Origin of the sequence: Roseovarius sp. ZX-A-9, from assembly GCF_028369135.1 — a bacterium.
In the GTDB taxonomy this organism is placed as follows: domain Bacteria; phylum Pseudomonadota; class Alphaproteobacteria; order Rhodobacterales; family Rhodobacteraceae; genus Roseovarius.
In genome coordinates this window covers 46,869-68,214 of record NZ_JAPWHW010000006.1, presented here as the reverse complement: position 1 = coordinate 68,214, position 21,346 = coordinate 46,869, and the positions used below count along the sequence as shown (strand labels likewise).

Below are 21,346 nucleotides of genomic sequence, written 5' to 3'. Positions count from 1 at the left end.
GTCGGAGCATGGTGCGTCACACCCTACAGCCAAACAACGCCTTGGCGGGCGGGCACGTCAGTTCTTGACGTAGAGTTGTCGTGGCACCGAGGCCAGGCATTCCGCAGGGCCATCCGCGCGGATCGCGATGGTTTCGGTGATCTCGAGGCCCCAGTCATCCATCCATAGCCCCGGCATGAAATGAAAGGTCATGCCCGGCTCCAGAATCGTGTCGTCATCCTCGCGCAGAGAAATCGTGCGCTCGCCCCAATCGGGTGGGTATGACAGCCCGATGGGATAGCCGACGCGCCCCTGGCGTTCGATCCCTGCCTTGCGCAATTCCGCCTTGAGCGCGATCGACACATCGGCCGCGCGGTTGCCCGCTCTGGCCGCGTCCACCCCTGCCTCCAGCCCGGCAACCAGCGCCTGTTCGGCATGGATCAGATCCGTAGGCGGCTTCCCCAGAAAGATCGTGCGCGACATCGGGGCGTGATAGCGGCGGTAACACCCAGACACTTCAAAGAATGTGGCCTCGCCATCTGCAAACGGTTTGCCGTCCCATGTCAGATGCGGAGCCGAAGCATTCGGGCCGTCTGCCAGCAACGGAACGATAGCCGGGTAATCCCCCCAGTCATCGTCGATGCCCTCGATTCCGTCTGCCAGAATTTGCGCAGCCAGCTTGTTCTTGGGCAGGCCCGGCTCGATCCGCGCGACAGCATTGGCGATGATCTTTTCGGTGATGCGTGCCGCCTTGCGCATGAAGCCCAGCTCTTCGTCGGACTTCACCGCGCGCGCCCAGTTCACCAGCAGGTTTGCATCCAGAACCTCGGTTTGGGGTAACTCCGCGCGCAGCGTATCCAGTGCCTTGCCGGAAAAATAATAGTTGTCCATTTCGACGCCAAGGCGGCGATGTGGCAGGCCAAGATCGCTCAGCTTGCGGGCCAGATCCTGCATCGGGTGAGACACCGTCGATTGGATCATGGATTCGTCGTAAGAGGTGACGCAGCCATCTTCCATCCAGACCGTGCGCCTTGCCCCGTTGGCATCGATGGCGCGACCCCACCAGAGCGGATCACCGGACATGGACAGAATGACGGCCTGATGGACATAGAAAGACCAGCCATCATAGCCCGTGAGCCATGCCATATTGGACGGATCAGAAACGATGAGCGTTTCCAGCCCCATGGCCTGCATCGCTGTACGGCATTTCGCAATCCGGCGATCGTACTCGGATCTGGTAAATGGAATATCTTTAGATTTCGGCACGATACACCCCTTTTGATTGGTCAGACGTTGTTCTGCTGGCATCTGGTTGGCTGCTAATTAGCCCTGCCGCAACCCTTTTTGGGGCGTCGAGCGAAAATTCCGGCCATCGCGCGTCACCATCCGGCGCAAGCCCGTCGGCGGCGAAGGCAGGGGCGGCGCATCGCACAGCGGCTGGCATTGATCTTGGCTGAAAAGCGCGCCTTTGGCAGCGGTTCTTTCTGCGCGGGGCGGATTCTTCGGGCACATCCTCTTTGCAGCATCGGCAGGATATCTGCGGAATCTGGAGTATATAACCCATGCATGAAACTGCCCTATCCGCCCGCAATGACATCCAGGACAAGACGCTGGTGCGTTGTTTTTCCTACATTGGAGGCAAATGGTGCGCCGCTGCGTCGGCCGAGACATTCAGCGTCCATGATCCCGCGACCGGCGCATCGCTGGGCGAGGTCGCATCGCTCTCGGCAGAGGAATCCACTGCCGCCGTGGATGCGGCACAGGATGCGTTTGCGGCGTGGTCACAGTTCTTGCCGCAAGAGCGGTCTGCCGTTTTGCGGCGCTGGTTCGACCTGATGTTGACGCATAAGGAGGATCTGGCACGCATCATGGTGCTGGAGCAGGGTAAGCCGATTTCCGAGGCCCGTGGCGAGATTGATTATGCTGCGGCCTTCGTGGAATTCTATGCAGAAGAGGCCAAGCGCCCCAATATCGAAAGCGTGACCAGCCACTTGCCCGATGCCGAGGTCGAAGTCTGGCTGGAGCCGGTGGGCGTTGCTGCCCTGATCACACCTTGGAACTTTCCCTGCGCCATGCTGACCCGCAAGGCGGCGGCAGCCATGGCGGCAGGCTGCACGATTGTCGCGCACCCGTCCGGGGAAACGCCGTTTTCGGCGCTGGCGCTAGCGGAGCTGGCCGAACGCGCCGGAGTACCGGCGGGTGTCTTCAACGTGGTGACGGGGCAGGCGGCTACTGTCGTCGAGCCGTGGACCAAAGATACGCGCGTCAGGGCTCTGTCCTTTACCGGCTCGACCGAGATTGGGCGACTTTTGTACCGGCAATCGGCGGCTACGATCAAGCGGCTGGTGCTGGAGCTTGGTGGTCACGCCCCCGTCATCGTCTTCAAAGGGGCCGATATCGAGACGGCCGTGTCCGAGGCGATCAAGGCCAAATTTGCCACTTCCGGGCAGGATTGCCTGGGTGCCAACCGGATTTTCGTTGAACGCACGGCCTATCCCGAGTTTTGCGAGAAGTTCACCAAGGCCGCCAGTGCGCTGCGCGTTGGCTTGGGGCTGGATGACCCCGATATTGGTCCCTTGATGAATGAAAATGCGGTGAAAAAGCAGGAAGAACACGTGGCGGACGCTCTTGCCAAAGGCGCAAGGCTGGCCTGTGGTGGCAAACGCCACGCGCTTGGGCCATTGTTCTACGAGCCCACGGTTCTGGTGGATGTCCCGCAAGACGCGTTGATTTTGCACCAGGAAACATTCGGGCCAGTCGCCGCCATCGCCCCTTTCGATACCGAAGAGGAGGTCGTTCGGCGTGCCAATGACACTGAATACGGGCTGGTTGCCTATCTGCACACCCATGATCCGCGCCGGATCTACCGCCTCAGCCGCGCGTTGCAATTTGGCATGGTCGCGGTCAACCGTACCAAGGTCACCGGCGCACCCATCCCGTTCGGCGGTACCAAGCAATCGGGCCTTGGCCGGGAAGGCGCACGGCGCGGGATGGAAGAGTTCATGGAAATCAAATACGTCTGCCGCGACTGGGCCTGAGATACCCGCGGGACCGGTCGATTTGATCCATCAGGGGGCGGGATGCTGGCACATTCGCCCCGTCGCGCCCAACCACGCCGGGCCGCTCCGGTGGAGTGGTCCAAGAGGGTGCTCGCACGGGCAGACGGCCCGCGCCGCGTGCTTGCCGCCCCCGAGGCGAACGGTGGGCGGGCCGCCGGGGGATTTGCCCCATCAGGTACCGTTACTTATGTTGGGCGGTGCGAGACATGGTCAAACCTCCGATGATGCCCAACGGGGGTTTGATGTCACTCCCTTCTGGCCAGAAACCACCAGAATAGGCAAAGCCGTAGCCTAGGCGGATTCGTGTGGTAAACCTGACCGGGACGGAGGTCGGACTCTCGTGTGAGGGCTTGGCCGCGCGTTGCTACCGGGTAGCGAGTGGCAGGAAACGGACGTTCTCTCCTGTCTTGCTATGCTCGGTCGCCATCTTCAAAGCGGACCTTGCCGGATGGTCGCTACATGGATTTTAAGGGGAGCCGTCCAATTCAGTTCCGCCACCTGCTCCACCCTTATTTTGAAATGGGTTGAATAGACCTTGCAGGGGGAACAGTTTGTCTGTTTCGGAAGAGCCCGCAGCCGTTTAGTTCTATCCAAAGTCTTTCTCCGGGCCATATCGCCGTTTTGACGGCGATCATTGACGGATAGAACTATTCAGGCATAGTTGCGACCGAGGCTGTGAAGACGAGGCGTGGCGGCCATATTTTAAGTGGATATTACGCGGTTTTTACATGCTCGCGTTGTTTTACAACGGTCTATCGCTTTCCCCTTTTACTGGAGGTTCAATGTCACATTTTATGTTTCGTGATATCGCTTTAGCTGCAGCACTCTTCCTTGCGCCAACCTTTTGTTATGCTCAAGATGTCTTCGGCACTCTGACAGCCACCATTGAGGGCGCCGAACGCAGTTGGTTTCTGACGTCAGACGGGGGACAGAGCCAAAGCCATGGCCTGAAAATCGCGGTCGCAAATATGCAGAGTTTCAGTCTTTGGGGGCAACCGACGGCGGACACTGTCGCTGAGGCCAAAGACAGCCTGCTGCTCAAGTTTGATATCATGGCGGTTGGTGGCACCACGATGCCGTTGAACGTGTCGCTGACCTATCTCGCTGACGGTTGGGCGTCGGGCTGGCTGGCCAATGAGGAGGGTCAAACCGTCTTTACCCTGTCGACGCTTGAGGAGGTCGACGGTGGCCTTTTCCTGGAAGGGAGTTTTGCCTCCACGGCCTATTACAGCGATAATTTGGTGAGCGGGCAGGTCGACCCGTCGCAGACGATGCAGATCGACGGGAGGTTTAGTGCAACCTTGCCCGAGGCCTTGTTGCAGGACCAATGAAGCGGCGCATCCTCATGGCGTCAAAAACGCGAACGCAACCCGCCAACGACAAGCGAGTGAGACAATGACCAAGGCTTTTTCATTGATCTGCTGCATCGCATCCGCTTTGTTGGCGTCATCCGCTGCGCAGGCGGAGCCGAATGTCGCCTGCAACTACGGTTCACCCAAAGCCTGGGACAAGATCAGCCTCATGTATGTCGGCCCTTGGCAGATTACGCATCATGCGGGCTATGTGATTTCAGGCCCAATGACGATGCCTTTTCCTGCAAGTGGTGACGTTGAAACGATGCAAATCGAGATGTCGCCAAATGGCGGGCTTGTGGGCACGCACCCGGAGGCACAGCAGCCCGTTGTGTTTAACTGGGCAGACGAGCCTCCCTGGAGCTTTGAGGCTCACGCGAGCAAAGACGGCGTTCCTGCTCCGATGCTGTCGTCATCTGACGTTGAGACGTTGATGGGATGTGGCGTTGAAAACCTTGCCCGCCTGATCGGTCGGACACAGGCCACAATTGATGGCACTACGATGGATATGACCCTGCGCTTGATGGTCGTCGGCCCTGATCAAATGTATGGGATTTTTCATACGTCAGCCATCGTGAAGGGGATGCCGGTGAAGAGTTGGCGCGCTGTGACCCTGACGCGCTGACATGGTGCAAAGGACATTATGATGGACGGACAGAAACAGACAGTGACCGGCGTGATGTGGCGTCAACAAATATGGGTCTACCCATTGCTTATCATTGCGGGCATCGGGCTTGGGATGCTCAAGATGTCCGACTATCGGACAGCGGCCGCATTCTCGGACAGCGGCATCAAGGTGGTCGGTGAAGTCACCAATTTGCACGAGACCATAACGAACAAGCCAAATACCTACGATGTCGCCTACATCTTCGCCACCGAAGCCGATCCGTATAACCGTGGGAATCAACGTGTCAGAGAACAGCTTTTCGACACTCTGAGCGAGGGCGGCCCGATTGACGTTTGGTATCTGCCAGACGACCCCAAGCAAAGCGCGGTCGATTTGGGCTATCTTACACGTTACTTCTGGCTCTCACTGTTTTGTTCGGCGGGCCTGATCTTTACCGGTCTTGTTGGCGGTTGGTTTGCGGTCAAACGGGCACGTGCGACTGTTCTCGCACGTCAAGCCGATAGCTAACCCCAAGCTTCTGCCACACGAGTCCCATCACCGTGGTCAGTCTGCTGTGACCGTCAGCGAGCCTGCACCCAGGACAACGCCATCTTGGCCTGAAAAATATCGGGCTTCATAATCGCCTACGTCGTCAGGCAATGAGACCGTCAAAGGATTGCCCTTGTTTGTATAGGTATAGCTGACGAACGGCAGCAATGGGCCGAGGCTGTGTGAAAACTCAGATTCCCCGCTTCCGACAAGAACAGAATTCCGTGAGGAGGGCTGGTACCCATTCGGGCCTCCTTCCGGAAAATTGTTGCCGATGTTCGGGAGATCGAACCGGGCGGCGGGCGCCGGTTGGAACTTTGTCCAGGGTTCGATATCTCTCACCGGCGCTTCCGGCGGAGACCTCGCCTTCGCATTGAGGCGGCGAGGCTCCGGAGGAGTTGGAGAGCGGTGCAACAATTCGGGCCCGGTGCAACATTTTGTTGCACCACCCCCAAAAACGGGGTCAAAAGGCCCCGAAATAGAGGGAAGTGGGTCAGGTGACCATGAGCGTAGATCCAGCAAAACAAGGGATTTCGGGCGTCCGGCGGGCTTCTCGTCTCTCCGTCGCACCCATGATGGATTGGACCGACCGGCACTGCCGCGTGCTGCACCGGCTGCTGAGCAGCGAGACGCTGCTTTATACGGAAATGGTCACGGCGCCGGCTCTGGTGCGGGGCGGGGCGCTGCATTTGCTGGACCATTCTGCGCGCGAGCATCCTGTTGCGTTGCAGCTGGGTGGTTCCGACCCAGAGGAGTTGGCAGCGGCCGCGCGGTTGGGGCAGACGGCCGGCTACGCCGAGATCAATCTGAATGTCGGGTGCCCCTCGGACCGGGTCCAGTCCGGCACATTCGGCGCCGTGCTGATGAAATCGCCCGCGCTGGTGGCTGAATGCTGTGCTGCGATGATCGACGCGGTGGATGTGGAAGTGACCGTCAAGTGCCGGATCGGTGTTGATGATCAGGTGCCCGAAGAGGTCTTGCCGGAGTTCATTGCACAGGTCGGGGCCGTGGGCGTGGAGCGCTTTGCGATCCATGCGCGCATGGCGTGGCTCGATGGGCTGAGCCCCAAGGAAAACCGCGATATCCCACCGCTGAACTATCCATTGGTGATGCAGATGAAGCAGCTTTTTCCGGCGCTGCATCTGTCCGTCAACGGCGGGGTCGACAGCCTTGATCAGGCCGAGGCGTTTCTGGAGGCGGGGCTGGACGGGGTCATGATCGGGCGGGCCGCCTATCATCAGCCTGCCGATATGCTGTGCGCCGCGGACCGGCGGATTTTCGGCGGGACGGCACCCGATACCACCCCCGAGGGTGCGGTGCAGGCCATGCTGCCCTATATCGAGGCGCATCTGGCGGCTGGCGGGCGGTTGCATCAGGTCACGCGGCACATGCTGGGCCTGTTCGCTGGCCGGCCCGGCGCGCGCGGCTGGCGGCGCGCCATATCCGAGGGCGCATCAAAACCCGGCGCAGGGCCGGAACTGGTCGAGGCGGCCCTGCTGCACGTGACGGAACGCTGCGCGGCATAATTACCCGTTGCCCGGTGGCGCGATTCCCGGTCTATAGCGTGGTGCGTCTCGCAAGGTTCGAGAATTCGCCCGTGGCCGTGCGCAAGCCTTTGCAAGGCAAATGCGCTCGCGGTGACGGGTGAAGTCGAATTGACGCGACTTGCTCTAACGCGCCAACGGCCGGAGGACTGCAGAATATGACGGACATGACATTGCTGCTGAGCATGGGCGCGATGCTGCTGGCCATCGGGGCCTTTGCGGGCGTGCTGGCGGGCCTTTTGGGGGTGGGTGGCGGCATCATCCTTGTGCCGTCGTTTTTCTATGCATTCCAGGTGCTTGGTTATGATGGGCCACAATTGATGCAAATGTGTCTGGCGACCTCTTTGGCGACGATCATCGTGACGTCGGTCCGCTCGGTCCTCGGCCATCATGCGAAGGGGGCCGTGGATTGGGGTATCCTGCGAAGCTGGGCGCCGGGGATCGCGATCGGTGCGATCCTAGGGGTCGCGGTTGCGGCGGGGTTGCGGTCCGGCACTTTGCAGGCGATCTTTGGCATTCTGGCATTGATCGTAGGGCTTTACATGGCATTCGGCAGGTCGGAATGGCAGCTGGCAGATGCGATGCCCGTCGGGCTGCGGCGCGCTGTCCTGTCGCCGGCTGTCGGGTTCCTGTCGGTTTTGATGGGGATCGGCGGAGGCAGCTTCGGGGTGCCGCTGATGGCGCTTCATGCGGTGCCCATTCACCGCGCGGTGGCAACGGCGGCGGGCTTTGGCGTGACCATTGCGGTGCCGTCGGTGGCGGGGTTCCTGTTCTTCGAGATCGCCCCGGCGCATCGGCCCCCCCTGACCGTGGGCGCGGTCAACCTTGTGGCCTTTGCCATCGTGATTGCGATGACTCTGATCACTGCCCCCTGGGGGGTAAAGTTGGCGCATGCGATGGACCCCAAGCCGCTGAAGCGGGCCTTTGGAGTGTTCTTGACGCTGGTGGCGCTGAACATGCTGCGCAAGGCTGCGGGATGGTAGAGGGGTTTCTGCGCCGGGGCTGGGCGCGTTTTGCCTGCACTCCCGAGGTTGCCGATTGGGCCGCCGCAGCGCGCGAGGCCGCACTGGTGGCGGTTGCCGATCCGGTCCTCCGCGCGGAATGGCTGCAATGCGCCGGTACGTGGTTCGTGGGTGTCGATGCGCTGCCAAACGCAGCGGATGGATCGCTTGACGGGTCGGGGCCGCTGGTTGGGCCGGGCTATGAGCAAGCGGTTGATCTCTACGGCAGGCTGCCCCTGCACCTTGGCCAGGTTTCGGTCACATATCCCGGCTACCCCAAACCGCGAGAGGGCGAGGGCGAAGGCGCGGCGCGCTACAGGTTCCGGCGCGATGCGGCGCATGTGGACGGGTTACTGGCGATCGGGCCAGAGCGACGACGGATGCTGAAAGAGCGGCACGCCTATATCCTCGGACTACCGTTGACGCAGACCAGTGCCGAGGCCAGCCCGCTGGTGGTCTGGGAAGGCAGCCACGAGATCATGCGCGGCGCGTTTGCCCGCGCTTTGCGCCACACACCGCCAGAGCGTTGGGGCGAGGTCGATCTGACCGAAATCTACACCTATACCCGCGCGCAGGTCTTTGAGATCTGCCGCAGGGTCGAACTGCCTGCGAGACCGGGCGAGGCGACGCTCGTGCACCGTTTGGCGTTGCATGGTGTCGCGCCTTGGGGCGCGGGGGCCGAGGCGCCCGAGGAAGGCCGGATGATCGCCTATTTCAGGCCGGAACTGTCGGGGTCGGATGATGGGTGGCTGACGCTTCCATAAGCGGCGCGGGCCGTCTTGGTTCAGCGCGTCATGCGCGAGGTTATCCCTCGCGCCCCGCCATACGCGCCGCACGCCCGCCGCGACGTTTGCGCAACAGCGCCGTGCGCCCCGGCAATTCCGCGGTGATCCGGGCGCGCTCTTCATCGGTCATCTTCGACCAGCGGCTGATCTCGTCGATGCTCCGGTTGCAGCCGGTACAAATCCGCGCCTCGGGATGCACCACGCAGATGCGGATGCAAGGGCTCTCGACTTCGTTGCGGCTCCAGATATTCGCACCGTCGGATTTGTCGTTTGTCTCGTCTCTCACAGCGCGTCCTTCATATGATGCAAACGGTCCAACACACCTTGAAGGATATAGGAAGCGGCTATGTTGTCGATCACCTCTGCGCGACGTTTACGTGACGCATCCGCCTCCAACAGCGCTTTTTCGGCAGCAACCGTGGATAATCTCTCGTCCCAGTAGCCGATGGGCAGGTCGGTAAGCCGCGTCAGATTACGGGCGAAAGCGCGGGTGGATTGGCAACGCGGACCTTCCGAGCCGTCCATGTTGCGCGGCAGACCAAGGATGATACCGCCGACCTCACGGCCTGTGGCGATCTCCAGCAGGCGCGCGGCATCAAGGCCGAATTTGCGGCGGCGGATCGTCTCGAATGGGCTTGCGACCGACAGTGAGCGGTCCGAGATGGCCACGCCGATAGTCTTGTCCCCCAGATCAAGGCCGATCAGCGCGCGCATCGGAGGCAGTACCTGCACGAAGCCCTCGATATCCTCGAAGATCATTGCGCCACCCCGGCGCGGATCGCGCCCGCCCGCACCGTTTCAAGGTCCTCGGGACGGGTGGCAAAGACTTCCTGCGCCTCGCCCCAGATGGCCTTGGCGCGCTCTGTCTCTCCAAGAACGCCGTATGCGGAAATCAGTTGTGCCCATTCTTCGGCCGTGCCGCCCTCGTTGGCCAGCCGGTCCGACAGCCCCGCGACCATGCCGCGGATCATCTCCATCCGGTCCGCGGCACTCATCGCGCCCGCCGCTTTGACATCGGCGGCACTGGGGCCGGCTGTATCGCCTGGCGGCGGCAATTGGTATTTCACCCCCGCCATGGACGCCAGTTCGGGCAGGGCATCGCGAATGAGCGGCACCCAGGGCGCGTCTGCCGGGCTATCCTTCAGCAACCCGTCCCAGAGGCGGAATGCGGCATCGGGCCTGTCCACCTGAGCAAGGTAAAGGCCAAGGTAGTACCGCGCGGTCTGATTGCCCGGATCGCGCTCCAGCGCCGTGCGCAGGGTGGTTTCGGCCTCGGCCGAGACATAGCCATTCGCCGCCGTCACCATCAGATCGGCAAGAAAGGCGTAGTCATCCGCGCGCGCGGCAGGACCGCTGACCTCGATCAGGCGGCTCTGGGCGGCGATGGCGGCGCTTGTGTTGCCCAACATGGCCTCGTTGCGTGCCAGCAGTTGCAACCCGCGCGGATCGTCGGGGTTTTCCTGCATCGCGGCGCGCAGTTTGTCCATCAGTTCGGCAAATTCCGGGGCGGGTTCGGGTTGTGCCGGGGCGGGCAGGGCGCGGGCTTCTGCCTCGGCCTGGCTCAGGCGTGCGGAGCGCGCCTCGTCCGACGCCGCAAGCCGCGCCTCGCGTGGCAGGTCGGGATAGCCGGGTGCCCCGATCCGGCTGTAGAGCGCGAGCGACCCGCCGACCAATGCCAGCGTCGCCAGCGCAAACACGATCCGGCCCGCAACCGGCGGCTGCCCGCCCGTCTCGCCGCCGCGCTGCAACTGGGCATCGGCGGCAAGGATGCGGCGCGAAACTTCGGTGCGCACGCGCCCGGCCTCGGCCTCGGTCAGCACTCCGCGTGCCTGATCGCGCTCCACTTCGCGCAACTGATCGCGGTAAACGCCGATGTCATAGGCTGCGGGCGGCGCGTCGCCCACGCGCCCGCGCATCAGCGCGGCGCCAATGGCGGCACTGACAGCCAGCGCCAGCGCGCCTGTGAGGGTCCAGAAAATCATCATTGCTCCCTGCTCTTGCCCCCACATAGCGCCGCGCTGGACAGGAAAAAAGGGGCACGGTGTCGCTGCTGCCCCCATGTGACATCTCGATGTCGCATATTTCGCGCCGGACGCCGCATTATGTATCCATTTCTGGCCGGGCATGTCGCATACCGGTCTGTGAAACCGGCTGTGCCGAATCCCCTGTCATCGAGGCCCCGCATGAAAAAATATTCAGCCTTTGCCGTCGCCCGAGAGGCTCTGCGCCACCACACCGGATGGGAGCGCGCCTGGGCCTCGCCGGAACCGCGCGCCAAATATGACGTTATCATCGTCGGTGCCGGCGGGCATGGTCTGGCCACGGCCTACTACCTGGGCAAGAACTTCGGCATCACCAATGTGGCGATCCTCGAAAAGGGCTGGCTGGGTGGCGGTAACACTGGCCGCAACACCACGATCATCCGCTCGAACTATCTTCAGGATCCCTCGGCGGCGATCTACGAAAAGGCCCGCAGCCTTTACGAGACGATGAGCCAGGATCTGAACTACAACGTGATGTTCAGCCCTCGCGGCGTGATGATGCTGGCCCAGACCCAGCACGAGGTGCGCGGCTACGAGCGCACCGCCCATGCCAACGCGCTGCAAGGTGTGACGACCGAATTCATCACCCCCCAGCGGGTCAAGGAACTGGTGCCGATCATCAATCTCGACGGGCCGCGCTATCCGGTTCTGGGCGCGCTTTGGCAGGCGCGGGCCGGGACCGCGCGTCACGATGCGGTCGCCTGGGGCTATGCGCGGGCCTGCTCGGCCATGGGTATGCACGTCATTCAGAAATGCGAAGTGACCGGCATCCGCCAATCGGGCGGCAAAGTCACTGGCGTCACCACCAACCGGGGCGATATCGCCTGTGACAAACTGGGCGTAGTCGTGGCGGGCCATTCGGGCCATCTGGCCGAAATGGCGGGCTTCCGTCTGCCGATCGAATCCGTGGCGCTTCAGGCGCTGGTGTCCGAGCCGATCAAGCCATGCATGGACGTGGTGGTGATGGCCAACACGGTGCACGGCTACATGAGCCAGTCCGACAAGGGTGAGATGGTCATCGGCGGCGGTGCGGACGGGTACAACAACTACACACAGCGCGGCGCGTTCCACCATATCGAGGAAACCGTCCGCGCACTGGTCGAAACTTTCCCGATGATCGCGCGGCTCAAGATGCTGCGCCAATGGGGCGGCATCGTGGATATGACCGGTGACCGTTCGCCGATCTTGTCCAAGACGCCAGTGGACGGCATGTTCATGAACTGCGGCTGGGGCACCGGCGGGTTCAAGGCGATCCCTGGCTCGGGGTGGGGCTTTGCCGAACTGATGGCCAAGGGACACTCGCCCCTGACCGAGGCGTTCTCGCTCGACCGTTTCGCCGAGGGCCGCTTCATCGACGAAAGCGTTGCGGCGGGGGTGGCGCACTGATGAGGAACCTTTCCGCAAAAACCTGCGTTGGGACCGTGAAACGTACCCAATCAGGAGACGCATCATGTCCGATCAAGTCCAATCCGGCCAGCGCCAGAGCAACGGCTTCCTCGCCTTCATTGTCGGCGGCCTTGTCGTCGCGGTCGGCGTCATTGGCTGGCTGCTTTATGACGGCGGCACCAGCAGCGATGACGTCACTATTTCCATCGAAGGTGCGGCACCTGCTGCCGAAGCCGTGGAAGATGCCGTCACCGGCAACTGACGTCGCACGTCTGTCCGTAATACTGCAAAAAGGGCGGTGCCGCTTGGCATCCGCCCTATTTGCGTGGCGTTCCGCTATTTCTGCCCCTTCTCGAAAGGAATGTGCCCCATGCTGATCCTGACCTGTCCCTATTGCGGCGTGACCGGCGAGGAAACCGAATTTCACGGCGGCGGTGAGGCGCATGTGAAACGCTTCGGCCCCGGCTCATCCGACTCCGAGTTTCGCGATTACCTCTTCTCCAAGGTGAACCCCAAGGGCGTCCATTTCGAGCGCTGGCGCCACAACAATGGCTGCGGCAAGTGGTTCCATGCGGCCCGCGATACCATGACGCTGGAAGTCTACGGCACCTACCCGGCCCAGACCTTCGAGCCGCCGCAGGAAATCAAGGACGCGATCACCGCCAAGCGCCCCGGCTGGTCGTGGAGGGAATTCTCATGATCTTTCATCTTTCCAAAAATACCTCAATCGCTCCCGCAGCCACAGGCACGAGGGTTTCCAAATGAGCACACGTCTGGCACAGGGCGGCCGTTTCCTGAACAAATCGCGCAGCCTGGAATTCACCTTCAACGGCATGCGCCTGCGTGGCGTCGAGGGGGACACCATCGCCTCGGCATTGCTGGCAAACGATCACATGATGATCGGCCGCTCGTTCAAATATCACCGCCCGCGCGGCGTCGTGGCCTCTGGCGCCGAAGAGCCCAATGGCCTCGTCGGCATGGGCGAGGGCAACAGCTTCGAGCCCAACCAGCGCGTCACCACGACCGAGCTTTTCAATGGACTGACCTGCACCAGCCAGAACCACTGGCCGTCGCTCGAATTCGACATCGGCGCGATCAACTCCAAACTGAGCCGCTTCCTGCCTGCGGGCTTCTATTACAAGATGTTCATCCACCCGCGCCCTTTCTGGAAACATGTCTACGAGCCGTTCATCCGCCGTTCCGCAGGTTTGGGCCGCGCGCCCAAGGACCGCGACACCGACACTTACGAGCATTTCTACGCCTTCGTTGATGTGCTGGTGGTCGGCGGCGGTGTGGCTGGTCTGCAGGCCGCTAGGGCGGCGGGCGAGGCCGGTGCCAAGGTGCTGTTGATCGAGCAGACCCCGCATTGGGGCGGACGGGCCCCGGTCGATGGCGGCACTGTTGACGGGCAGCCTGTGGACAAGTTCGTGGACGAAACCGTTGCGGCGCTTGAAAACATGCCCAAAGTGACCCTGCGCAATCGCATGATGGGGGCGGGCGTCTACGATCATGGTTACGCACTGGGCTACGAGCGTGTTGGCGATCATCAGCCCGAGGCGGCAGGCCCGCGCCACCGCCTGTGGCGCATCCGCGCCCGGCAGATTGTCACCGCCACCGGTGCCATCGAGCGCCCGCTCAGCTTTGCGGGCAACGACATTCCCGGCGTCATGCTGGCCTCTGCCGTGCGGGACTATGCGGTCAATTACGGGGTTTCGCTGGGCGATCGGACGGTTGTCGTGACAAATAACGACGATGCTTACCGCACCGCGATCTGCCTGAAAAAGCAGGGGCTCGACGTGCCTGTGATCCTTGATGCGCGGGTGTTGCCAACTGACAGCGCCCTGATGGCTGAGGCCAAGGCTCTGGGCATCCGGGTGCTGATGGGGCACGGGATCTCCTCGGTCAAGGGCGGCAAACGCGTGACTGGCGTGGAGATCTGCAGCCAGGCTGGCGAAGGCGCCGTGCTGGAAGAAATCGCCTGCGACGCGGTGGCTATGTCGGGCGGCTGGTCGCCGGTCGTGCACCTGTGGTCGCATTGCGGCGGCAAACTGATCTGGGATACCGATCACGCCTATTTCCGCCCCGATGTGGATAAGGCACCGACCGGTGCTTCGGGCGAAGCCTTTGTTATTGCGGCTGGCAGCGCTAACGGCGCACTGGTGCTGGACGATGTGCTGCGCGACGCGGACGCGGCAGGGCAGGCGGCAGCCTCGGCCACTGGCCACACGCCGAAGAAAGGCGCGCCGCCGGAGGCGGAAACCGTTGAAGAGGCACCGATGGCACCGGTGTGGATGATGCCGCACGGTGCTGGCATCAAGAAGCGGATGAAAGCCTGGCTGGATTACCAGAATGACGTCAAGGTGTCGGATGTGCAGCTGGCAGCCCGCGAGGGCTTCGAGAGCGTCGAACACGCCAAGCGCTACACCACGTTGGGCATGGCGACCGATCAGGGCAAGCTGAGCAACATCAACGGGCTGGCGATCCTGTCGGACGCGCTGGGCCAGCCGATCCCGCAGACGGGCACCACCACGTTCCGACCACCCTACACGCCGATTTCAATGGCCTCAATCGCGGGCGAGGCGCGCGACGAGCGCTTCCAGCCGCTGCGCCGGACGGCGATGTATGACTGGCACGCCGAAAACGGCGCCTATTGGGAGCCGGTGGGCCAGTGGCGTCGCCCTTACTGCTACCAGAAGGACGGCGAGAGCATCGAGGATGCGGTCAAGCGCGAGGTTCTGGCAACGCGGAACAGCCTCGGGCTGCTGGATGCCTCCACACTGGGCAAGCTTCTGGTCAAGGGGCCGGACGCGGGCAAGTTTCTCGACATGCTCTACACCAACATGATGTCGAGCCTGAAACCGGGCTTCTGCCGTTACGGTCTGATGTGCAACGAGAACGGGTTCCTGATAGACGACGGCGTTGTCGCGCGGATCGACGATCAGACGTTCCTGTGCCACACCACCACCGGCGGCGCCGAGAGCATCCATGGCCACATGGAAGAATGGCTGCAGACCGAATGGTGGGATTGGGACGTCTACGTTGCCAACGTGACAGAGCAATATGCGCAGATCGCTCTTGTCGGACCGAAGGCGCGCGAGGTTCTGTCTGCCTTGACCGGGGATGATGTCTCGGCCGAGGCGCTGCCCTTCATGCGCTGGGCAGACATCATGCTGGGCGGTATGGCGGCACGGGTTTACCGGATTTCGTTCTCGGGCGAGCTTAGCTACGAGATCGCGGTCAAAGCTTCGCAGGGCCGCGCGTTGTGGGATCTGCTGCTGGCGACCGGTGCGGCCCATGGCGTTACCCCCTACGGGACCGAGGCGTTGCATATCATGCGGGCCGAAAAGGGCTTCATCATGATCGGGGACGAGACCGACGGCACCGTGATCCCGCAGGATTTGGGGCTGAACTGGGCAATATCCAAGAAGAAAGAGGATTACCTTGGCAAGCGTGCGCAGGCCCGCAGCCACATGACCGATCCGAACCGCTGGAAACTGGTCGGTCTGGAAACCCTCGATGGCAGCACGCTGCCCGATGGGGCCTATATCGTCGCCGAGGGCACGAACGCCAATGGCCAGCGCAATGTGCAGGGGCGGGTCACGTCGACCTACCATTCACCGACGCTGGATCGCGGGATCGCCATGGCGCTGGTCCTGCACGGGCCGGACCGCATGGGCGAGGTACTGGATATCCCGCGCATTGGCGGGCCGGTGACGCAGGCCAGGATCGTCGATCCGGTGTTCTTCGACAAGGACGGGGAGAAGCAAAATGTCTGAGGCAGTAAGCGCGCTGCAAGGCGCATCCTATGACGGGATCGCCCAGGTCCGCGAAATCGGTTTGCAGGGGATGATCACCCTGCGCGGCGACCTGGGAAACACCGCCCTCAAGAAGGCCGCGGCAGCAGCCACCGGGCAGGACATGCCCGGCCAGCGAAAGGCAAATGTGAAGGATGACTCGGGCATCGCCTGGATGTCCCCGGACGAGTTGCTGATCCTTGTGCCTTACGACGCAGTGGATGCGCGGCTGGAAGCGCTGGGCAAGGCGTTGGCAAAGCAGCACCATATGGCGGTCAACGTCTCGGATGCCCGCGCGGTGTTCGAACTGTCGGGCGGCCCGGTGGTGCGCGAAGTGATCGCCAAGCTTTGTCCGGTGGACATGGCGGTGGGCGCCTTTGGCGCCGGCGATTTCCGGCGCACCCGTATGGCACAGGTTCCGGCTGCGTTCTGGATGCCGGATGAAAACAGCGTGCGTATCGTCTGCTTCCGCTCGGTCGCGCAGTATGTGTTCGACCTGCTCAAGGGCGCCGCCGCCCCGGGCAGCGCGGTGGGCTATCTCGCCTGAAGAACCAATCGGAAAGGCTTTCGCATGAAGGTCTTTCCGATGATCCGCGTTCAGGAACCCAAGTGTTCAGCAGGGGGGGGCGGGCGCGATCTTATGCCAGAGAAATGATATCGGTCCCGCTCGCCCGGATGGTCTTGATGTGAGCGTTCACCGCACGGCGTGCGAAATGCAGGCTGGACAGTTCCGGCGCGCGCCATTCGGTAATTGCCAGATTGTAATGCAACTGTCTGCGTTTGCTCGGCGATAGCGCCGTGGCTGCGCCCAGCAGCCGCCGGTCGTTGAACGGGCAGACATAGAAATTGTTGATGAAGCTGTAGAGCAGGTTGCCAAAGCCGTGCGACAGGAACTGTTCGGCGAACATCAGGTCATAGGCCCGCTCGCGAGCCGAGCCGGGCAGGGTGGCATACCAGTCTTCGTACATCTGCTGGATTGCCGGATTGTCGACGATGCTCTTGTCCGAGAGCATCATCATGCGGATACCGGTGCGGGTGTCGTGGGGCAGGCTCTGTTCGTATTCGCGGGCGCCGCGCCGCCACAGCACGGCCTTGAGGAAATCGATGCCGTTGCCGCGCAGGAAAATGCCGCCGGGCGGATGCGCCAGCAAAACCTCGTGCCGGATCGGCTGCGGTGCATCGTCAAGGCCGGTAATGATGCGGTGCAGCTTGCCCAGATGATCCAGGCGGCTTTCGCTGGTTATCTTGAAGGCATCGTGGCGTATCGGATCGATCTCGCGCAGTGGCGCGCCGACGCGCTTGGCCAGATGCCGCGCCAGCCGCAGATCCTTGCGGCTCATTGAGTTTTCGACATGCGAAAACAGCTTGATCTTGTCCAGCACCGGCTTGGCGCAACTCAGCAACAGGCGGCTGTCCAGCCCGCCAGATAGCGGCAGATGCACATTGCCGGGCAGGTGGTTCGCAAGGCTGGCGATCACCTGTTCCAGCCGCCGGGTGATGCCGCGCACCACATCGGCCTCCGCTTCGGGGGACGGTTCGGTCACGTCGTCCGGACCGGGCCAGTGCCGTACCGGCGCCCAGAGCCTGAGGTCAAGAAAATGATTGGGTAGCAGGCGCTTGACCGCGATATCGGGCGTATGGCCAAAGGCAAAGCGATCCGGGCCGGTCGCTGCGCCACTCGTCAGAGGATAGTCGGTATTGGGTTGCGGCGCGCGGGTCAGCACAAGGTTCGTGGTCGCCCCGACACGCCCTGCGTCGCGGTCGTAAACCGCGCCCAGAGAGCCGAGACTGTCTAGATAGACCCGCTGATATGTCCCGGTGATGGCGATGATGGCATAGCGCCCGGCGCTGTCGTTCAGCCAATCCAGCAACTCCAGCGGCGGCATGTCGCGCGCGGTCAGCGCCTCCAGCCGCGCGGTGGTGATCACCGCGCCATCGGGATCGACGGCAAGGCCCAGTATCGCGATCCTGCCATCGCCGAACGGGGCCGAGGCGACCGGCAGGTTCGCGCCGTGGTAGAGGATCCAGCTCCCCAGGGCCACGCCACGCATGGCGGCAGGGGCGGCGGTCCCGCTGGGAGCCAGCAGGAATTGCTGTGACAAAACCGGCGCGCTGTCGATCTGCTGATCGGCGCAGAGCTGCTCTGCCCAGCTCGCACGGGTTTCCCACGCCGGGGCCACCGGCGACGATAGAAATGACATGTCCTGCATTCTGCCTGCCCGGCCTTCCCTTAAAACGCTGCCTCGATTATAGTTTTTCTTGAGATTCTAGGGGACTGTCGGGCGAAAGTCTATATCGGCCTCGTGCGCGCCGCTTTTTGGGGGCCATCTCTGATGTCCAGAGGTGGGGAACTTGCGGTACGGGGTTGACGTTATGCCCACAGGTCTACCATGTAGACGAAAGCGTTTTGCGTTTGATCCGGTACACGGATCGAATGCAAAATGTTCGTAACTGCGAAGGACGACGGGCGTTTCGCATTTTTCCCCAGTCAGGAAAAACGCAAGACGCTGTTTATGAAATATGGCACGCACCAAAGGAGGCAATCCATGAGCTTTCAACTTCCCGATCTTCCCTATGCCCACGATGCTCTGGCACCGCACGGCATGTCCGCCGAAACGCTGGAATACCACCACGACCTGCACCACAACGCCTATGTCACCAACGGCAACAAGGCGATCGAGGGCACCAAATGGGAGGGCAAGTCTCTCGAAGAGATCATCAAGGGCACCTATGACGCGAATGCCGTGGCGCAAAACGGTATCTTCAACAACATCAGCCAGTTGTGGAACCACAACCAGTTCTGGGAAATGATGAGCCCCGGTGAAAGCAAGATGCCCGGCGAGCTTGAAAAGGCCCTGAACGACAACTTCGGCTCGGTCGACAAGTTCAAGGCAGAGTTCTCGGCCGCAGGCGCCGGTCAGTTCGGCTCGGGCTGGGCGTGGCTGGTCAAGAAGAAGGACGGATCGCTTGCCGTCACCAAAACCGAAAACGGTGTGAACCCGGTCTGCTTCGATCAGACAGTTCTTCTGGGCTGCGACGTGTGGGAACATTCCTACTACATCGACTTCCGCAACAAGCGGCCAGCCTATCTGGAAAACTTCCTGAACAACCTGGTGAACTGGGAAAACGTCGCCAGCCGGATGTAACCGACCGCGATACGTTGGTATCACTGCAGAGCCTGCCCGGCGCGATCCGGGCAGGCTCTTTCATGACCGGGCCGCGTAACAACATGCAGATCCTCGGGCGGGATTTCCTGTTTCATTTCTGCGCAGTTATGGTTCTATCAACAGCGTGAGTCGATGCCGTGTCATAATTTATTTACATGGCAAATAATACCAAGGCAAAGACATGGCGAATCCCACCCTTCCCGATCTTCCCAAGCGTCCGGAAAACTCGCTTGGTCGCAAGCTCACGTTTGCTTCCGGCGCCTGCCTGGCAATGTGCCAGAAGTTGCTTGAGCCGCACGCGCTGACGCTGGCGCAATGGGTGCTGCTGTCGGCCCTCTGGCAGCGCGACGGGTTGCTGGTGTCGCAATTGGCGGCCTACTCGGGCAATGCCGCGCCCGCGACCTCGCGGATCGTGGACCGGATGGAGGAAAAGGGATTGCTCCGCCGGGCAAGGGAGGCCGAGGATCGCCGCGTCGTGCGGGTGTTTCTGACCGACGAGGGCAGAGCGCTTTCGCGTCTCGACAGGTTTCACGAGACGGTGAACGATGCCCTGCTTGACGGCTTCACCGCCGCCGAGGCTGCGATGCTGCACACGTTGCTGGAAAGGGTGGAGTTCAATGCCCGCCGCCGGTTGGAGGACGCGACATGACCGAAGCAACACGCGGTGTCATTGCAATGATTGTGGCCTGCACGATCTGGGGCCTCTCGGGGATCTACTACAAACTGCTCGCGCATATCCCGCCCCTCGAGGTGCTGGCGCATCGCACGATCTGGTCATGTGTCTTTTTCACGCTGGTGTTGCTGTGGCAGGGGCGGTTGCGGGTGTTGCTGGCCGTGTTCCGGTCGCCACGCGCGATGATGCTGGCCGGGCTCGCGGCGATAATGATCTCGACCAACTGGCTGGTTTTCATCACGTCGATCCAGATCGACATGGCGATCGAGGCATCGCTGGGCTACTTCATCTTCCCGCTGGTTTCGGTGGCTCTGGGAGCCGCCGTCTACCGCGAAAGGATGAGCGCGGCGCAGGCCGTTGCCGTCGCTCTGGCGCTGGCGGCCGTCGTGACGCTGACCGTCGGGCTGGGGGTCGCGCCATGGATATCGCTGATCATTGCCGGCTCTTTCGGGTTTTACGGGCTGATCAAGAAGGGCATCGCGCAGGGGCCGGTGGTGTCCGTGGCCGCCGAAGTCATGATCCTTGCACCGATCGCGCTGGTGGTGCTGTGGTACACCCATCCGGGTGGCACCGGCGTGTTTGGCTCCGGCTGGCGTGACGTGGCGCTTCTGATGTTTTCCGGGGTGCTGACAGGCGGGCCGCTGATCATGTTCAGCATGGCGGCAAAACGGGTGTCGATGGCTACGGTGGGCCTCATTCAATACATTAACCCGAGCTTGCAATTCATTGTTGCAACACTTCTTTTCCTGGAGCCGTTCACGCTCTGGCACATGGTCACCTTCCCGATGATCTGGGTCGCGCTGGCGATCTACACCGCCGCGACCTGGCGTCAGGACAGGGCGGTTCGCAGGGCCGCGAAGAGCGCGCTCACATCCGGCACCGCTCTGTAGAAGTCGCGCAGCGTCGGTTCGGCAAAGCCCTGATCGATGACATGATCGATCAGCCCGGTCAGCGGCTGCCAGTACCCGTCCACATCTAGGAGCAGGATCGGCATCTCGTGCAGCCCCAGTTGCCGCCATGTGAGAATCTCGAAAAACTCGTCCAGCGATCCGGCACCGCCGGGCAGCACCACGATGGCGTTCGAGTTCATGAACATGACCTTCTTGCGCTCGTGCATGGTCTCGGTGACGACGTAGGTGGTCAGATCACGTTTGCCTACTTCCCACCGCACGAGGTGCCGGGGGATCACGCCGAAGGTCGCGCCACCGGCCGCTTGTGCCGCGCGGGCGGTGCGCCCCATCAGCCCGACGTCGCCGGCACCATAGACCAGCCGCCATCCCGCCTCCGCCAGACCTGCGCCCACGGCGTCTGCCGCCGCACCGTATGCCGGATTTGCCCCATCGCGTGAGCCGCAAAAGACACAGACCGAGTGTTCTGCCATCAAAAAGCCTATTGTACAAAAAAGGGT

22 protein-coding genes are annotated in these 21,346 nt (G+C 62.1%); 15 read left to right on the top strand and 7 right to left on the bottom strand.

What is annotated here, in order from left to right; translation table 11 throughout:
- Nucleotides 1–57: 57 nt before the first annotated feature.
- A complete protein-coding gene (locus O3306_RS07570) occupies nucleotides 58–1,245 on the bottom strand; it encodes a M24 family metallopeptidase (RefSeq protein WP_272005210.1) in 1,188 nt (395 codons plus the stop codon).
- A 296-nt stretch (nucleotides 1,246–1,541) separates the two neighbouring features.
- On the opposite strand from O3306_RS07570, the gene O3306_RS07565 reads away from it, so the two are divergent.
- The 4 genes from O3306_RS07565 to O3306_RS07550 all read left to right on the top strand — a co-directional run bounded on the left by O3306_RS07565 (nucleotide 1,542) and on the right by O3306_RS07550 (nucleotide 5,525).
- Entirely contained in the window at nucleotides 1,542–3,017 is a 1,476-nt protein-coding gene (locus O3306_RS07565) for an NAD-dependent succinate-semialdehyde dehydrogenase (protein WP_272005209.1), read from the top strand.
- Nucleotides 3,018–3,820: 803 nt separating this feature from the next.
- Complete coding sequence (locus tag O3306_RS07560; protein WP_272005206.1) at nucleotides 3,821–4,369, top strand: hypothetical protein; 549 nt, start codon at nucleotides 3,821–3,823, stop codon at nucleotides 4,367–4,369.
- A 64-nt stretch (nucleotides 4,370–4,433) separates the two neighbouring features.
- A complete protein-coding gene (locus O3306_RS07555; RefSeq protein WP_272005203.1) occupies nucleotides 4,434–5,015 on the top strand; it encodes a hypothetical protein in 582 nt (193 codons plus the stop codon).
- 21 nt (nucleotides 5,016–5,036) lie between these two features.
- Entirely contained in the window at nucleotides 5,037–5,525 is a 489-nt protein-coding gene (locus O3306_RS07550; protein ID WP_272005200.1) for a DUF3592 domain-containing protein, read from the top strand.
- A gap of 36 nt (nucleotides 5,526–5,561) precedes the next feature.
- On the opposite strand, the gene O3306_RS07545 is transcribed toward O3306_RS07550, so the two are convergent.
- Nucleotides 5,562–5,888, bottom strand: coding sequence for a hypothetical protein (locus tag O3306_RS07545; RefSeq protein WP_272005197.1), 327 nt, complete (start codon nucleotides 5,886–5,888; stop codon nucleotides 5,562–5,564).
- A gap of 161 nt (nucleotides 5,889–6,049) precedes the next feature.
- On the opposite strand from O3306_RS07545, the gene dusA reads away from it, so the two are divergent.
- From dusA to O3306_RS07530, 3 genes are all read left to right on the top strand, one after another.
- Nucleotides 6,050–7,072, top strand: a complete 1,023-nt coding sequence (gene dusA, locus O3306_RS07540) for a tRNA dihydrouridine(20/20a) synthase DusA (RefSeq protein ID WP_272005194.1) — start codon at nucleotides 6,050–6,052, stop codon at nucleotides 7,070–7,072.
- A 176-nt stretch (nucleotides 7,073–7,248) separates the two neighbouring features.
- Nucleotides 7,249–8,073, top strand: coding sequence for a sulfite exporter TauE/SafE family protein (locus O3306_RS07535; protein WP_272005191.1), 825 nt, complete (start codon nucleotides 7,249–7,251; stop codon nucleotides 8,071–8,073).
- Nucleotides 8,067–8,855 (top strand): hypothetical protein, encoded by a 789-nt coding sequence (locus O3306_RS07530; protein WP_272005188.1) that lies wholly within the window; start codon nucleotides 8,067–8,069, stop codon nucleotides 8,853–8,855. Before O3306_RS07535 ends, O3306_RS07530 begins: the two co-directional genes overlap by 7 nt.
- A gap of 40 nt (nucleotides 8,856–8,895) precedes the next feature.
- Here O3306_RS07530 and O3306_RS07525 read toward each other — a convergent pair whose 3' ends face one another.
- Genes O3306_RS07525 through ccmI form a run of 3 tightly spaced genes read right to left on the bottom strand, consistent with a single transcriptional unit; the run spans nucleotide 8,896 to nucleotide 10,861 of the window.
- Nucleotides 8,896–9,162, bottom strand: coding sequence for a DUF1289 domain-containing protein (locus O3306_RS07525; RefSeq protein ID WP_272005186.1), 267 nt, complete (start codon nucleotides 9,160–9,162; stop codon nucleotides 8,896–8,898).
- Nucleotides 9,159–9,635: a Holliday junction resolvase RuvX gene (ruvX, locus tag O3306_RS07520; protein ID WP_272005183.1), complete on the bottom strand. Its 477-nt coding sequence runs from the start codon at nucleotides 9,633–9,635 to the stop codon at nucleotides 9,159–9,161. Before ruvX ends, O3306_RS07525 begins: the two co-directional genes overlap by 4 nt.
- Nucleotides 9,632–10,861: a c-type cytochrome biogenesis protein CcmI gene (ccmI, locus tag O3306_RS07515; protein WP_272005180.1), complete on the bottom strand. Its 1,230-nt coding sequence runs from the start codon at nucleotides 10,859–10,861 to the stop codon at nucleotides 9,632–9,634. The genes ruvX and ccmI overlap by 4 nt, the downstream gene beginning before the upstream one ends.
- A gap of 198 nt (nucleotides 10,862–11,059) precedes the next feature.
- On the opposite strand from ccmI, the gene O3306_RS07510 reads away from it, so the two are divergent.
- From O3306_RS07510 to O3306_RS07490, 5 genes are all read left to right on the top strand, one after another.
- Nucleotides 11,060–12,304 carry a sarcosine oxidase subunit beta family protein gene (locus O3306_RS07510; RefSeq protein WP_272005178.1) on the top strand — a complete coding sequence of 415 codons (1,245 nt, stop codon included), beginning with the start codon at nucleotides 11,060–11,062 and terminating at the stop codon, nucleotides 12,302–12,304.
- Between the two features lie 64 nt (nucleotides 12,305–12,368).
- Nucleotides 12,369–12,566, top strand: coding sequence for a hypothetical protein (locus O3306_RS07505; RefSeq protein WP_272005175.1), 198 nt, complete (start codon nucleotides 12,369–12,371; stop codon nucleotides 12,564–12,566).
- Nucleotides 12,567–12,674: 108 nt separating this feature from the next.
- On the top strand, nucleotides 12,675–13,004 hold the full coding sequence (locus tag O3306_RS07500) for a sarcosine oxidase subunit delta (protein ID WP_272005172.1): 330 nt from the start codon (nucleotides 12,675–12,677) through the stop codon (nucleotides 13,002–13,004).
- 61 nt (nucleotides 13,005–13,065) lie between these two features.
- Nucleotides 13,066–16,080: a sarcosine oxidase subunit alpha family protein gene (locus O3306_RS07495; protein WP_272005170.1), complete on the top strand. Its 3,015-nt coding sequence runs from the start codon at nucleotides 13,066–13,068 to the stop codon at nucleotides 16,078–16,080.
- Nucleotides 16,073–16,645 carry a sarcosine oxidase subunit gamma gene (locus O3306_RS07490; RefSeq protein WP_272005168.1) on the top strand — a complete coding sequence of 191 codons (573 nt, stop codon included), beginning with the start codon at nucleotides 16,073–16,075 and terminating at the stop codon, nucleotides 16,643–16,645. Before O3306_RS07495 ends, O3306_RS07490 begins: the two co-directional genes overlap by 8 nt.
- 91 nt (nucleotides 16,646–16,736) lie before the next feature.
- Here O3306_RS07490 and O3306_RS07485 read toward each other — a convergent pair whose 3' ends face one another.
- On the bottom strand, nucleotides 16,737–18,299 hold the full coding sequence (locus O3306_RS07485; RefSeq protein WP_272005165.1) for a hypothetical protein: 1,563 nt from the start codon (nucleotides 18,297–18,299) through the stop codon (nucleotides 16,737–16,739).
- 345 nt (nucleotides 18,300–18,644) lie between these two features.
- Between O3306_RS07485 and O3306_RS07480 the strand changes: the two genes are divergently transcribed.
- The 3 genes from O3306_RS07480 (at nucleotide 18,645) to rarD (ending at nucleotide 20,828) form a co-directional block, all read left to right on the top strand.
- On the top strand, nucleotides 18,645–19,244 hold the full coding sequence (locus O3306_RS07480) for a superoxide dismutase (RefSeq protein WP_272005163.1): 600 nt from the start codon (nucleotides 18,645–18,647) through the stop codon (nucleotides 19,242–19,244).
- Between the two features lie 202 nt (nucleotides 19,245–19,446).
- Nucleotides 19,447–19,914, top strand: coding sequence for a MarR family winged helix-turn-helix transcriptional regulator (locus tag O3306_RS07475; RefSeq protein WP_272005161.1), 468 nt, complete (start codon nucleotides 19,447–19,449; stop codon nucleotides 19,912–19,914).
- A complete protein-coding gene (rarD, locus tag O3306_RS07470) occupies nucleotides 19,911–20,828 on the top strand; it encodes an EamA family transporter RarD (protein WP_272005159.1) in 918 nt (305 codons plus the stop codon). Before O3306_RS07475 ends, rarD begins: the two co-directional genes overlap by 4 nt.
- On the opposite strand, the gene O3306_RS07465 is transcribed toward rarD, so the two are convergent.
- Nucleotides 20,768–21,319: a TIGR00730 family Rossman fold protein gene (locus O3306_RS07465; protein WP_272005156.1), complete on the bottom strand. Its 552-nt coding sequence runs from the start codon at nucleotides 21,317–21,319 to the stop codon at nucleotides 20,768–20,770. The two genes, rarD and O3306_RS07465, sit on opposite strands and share 61 nt — an antisense overlap.
- Nucleotides 21,320–21,346 lie beyond the last annotated feature (27 nt).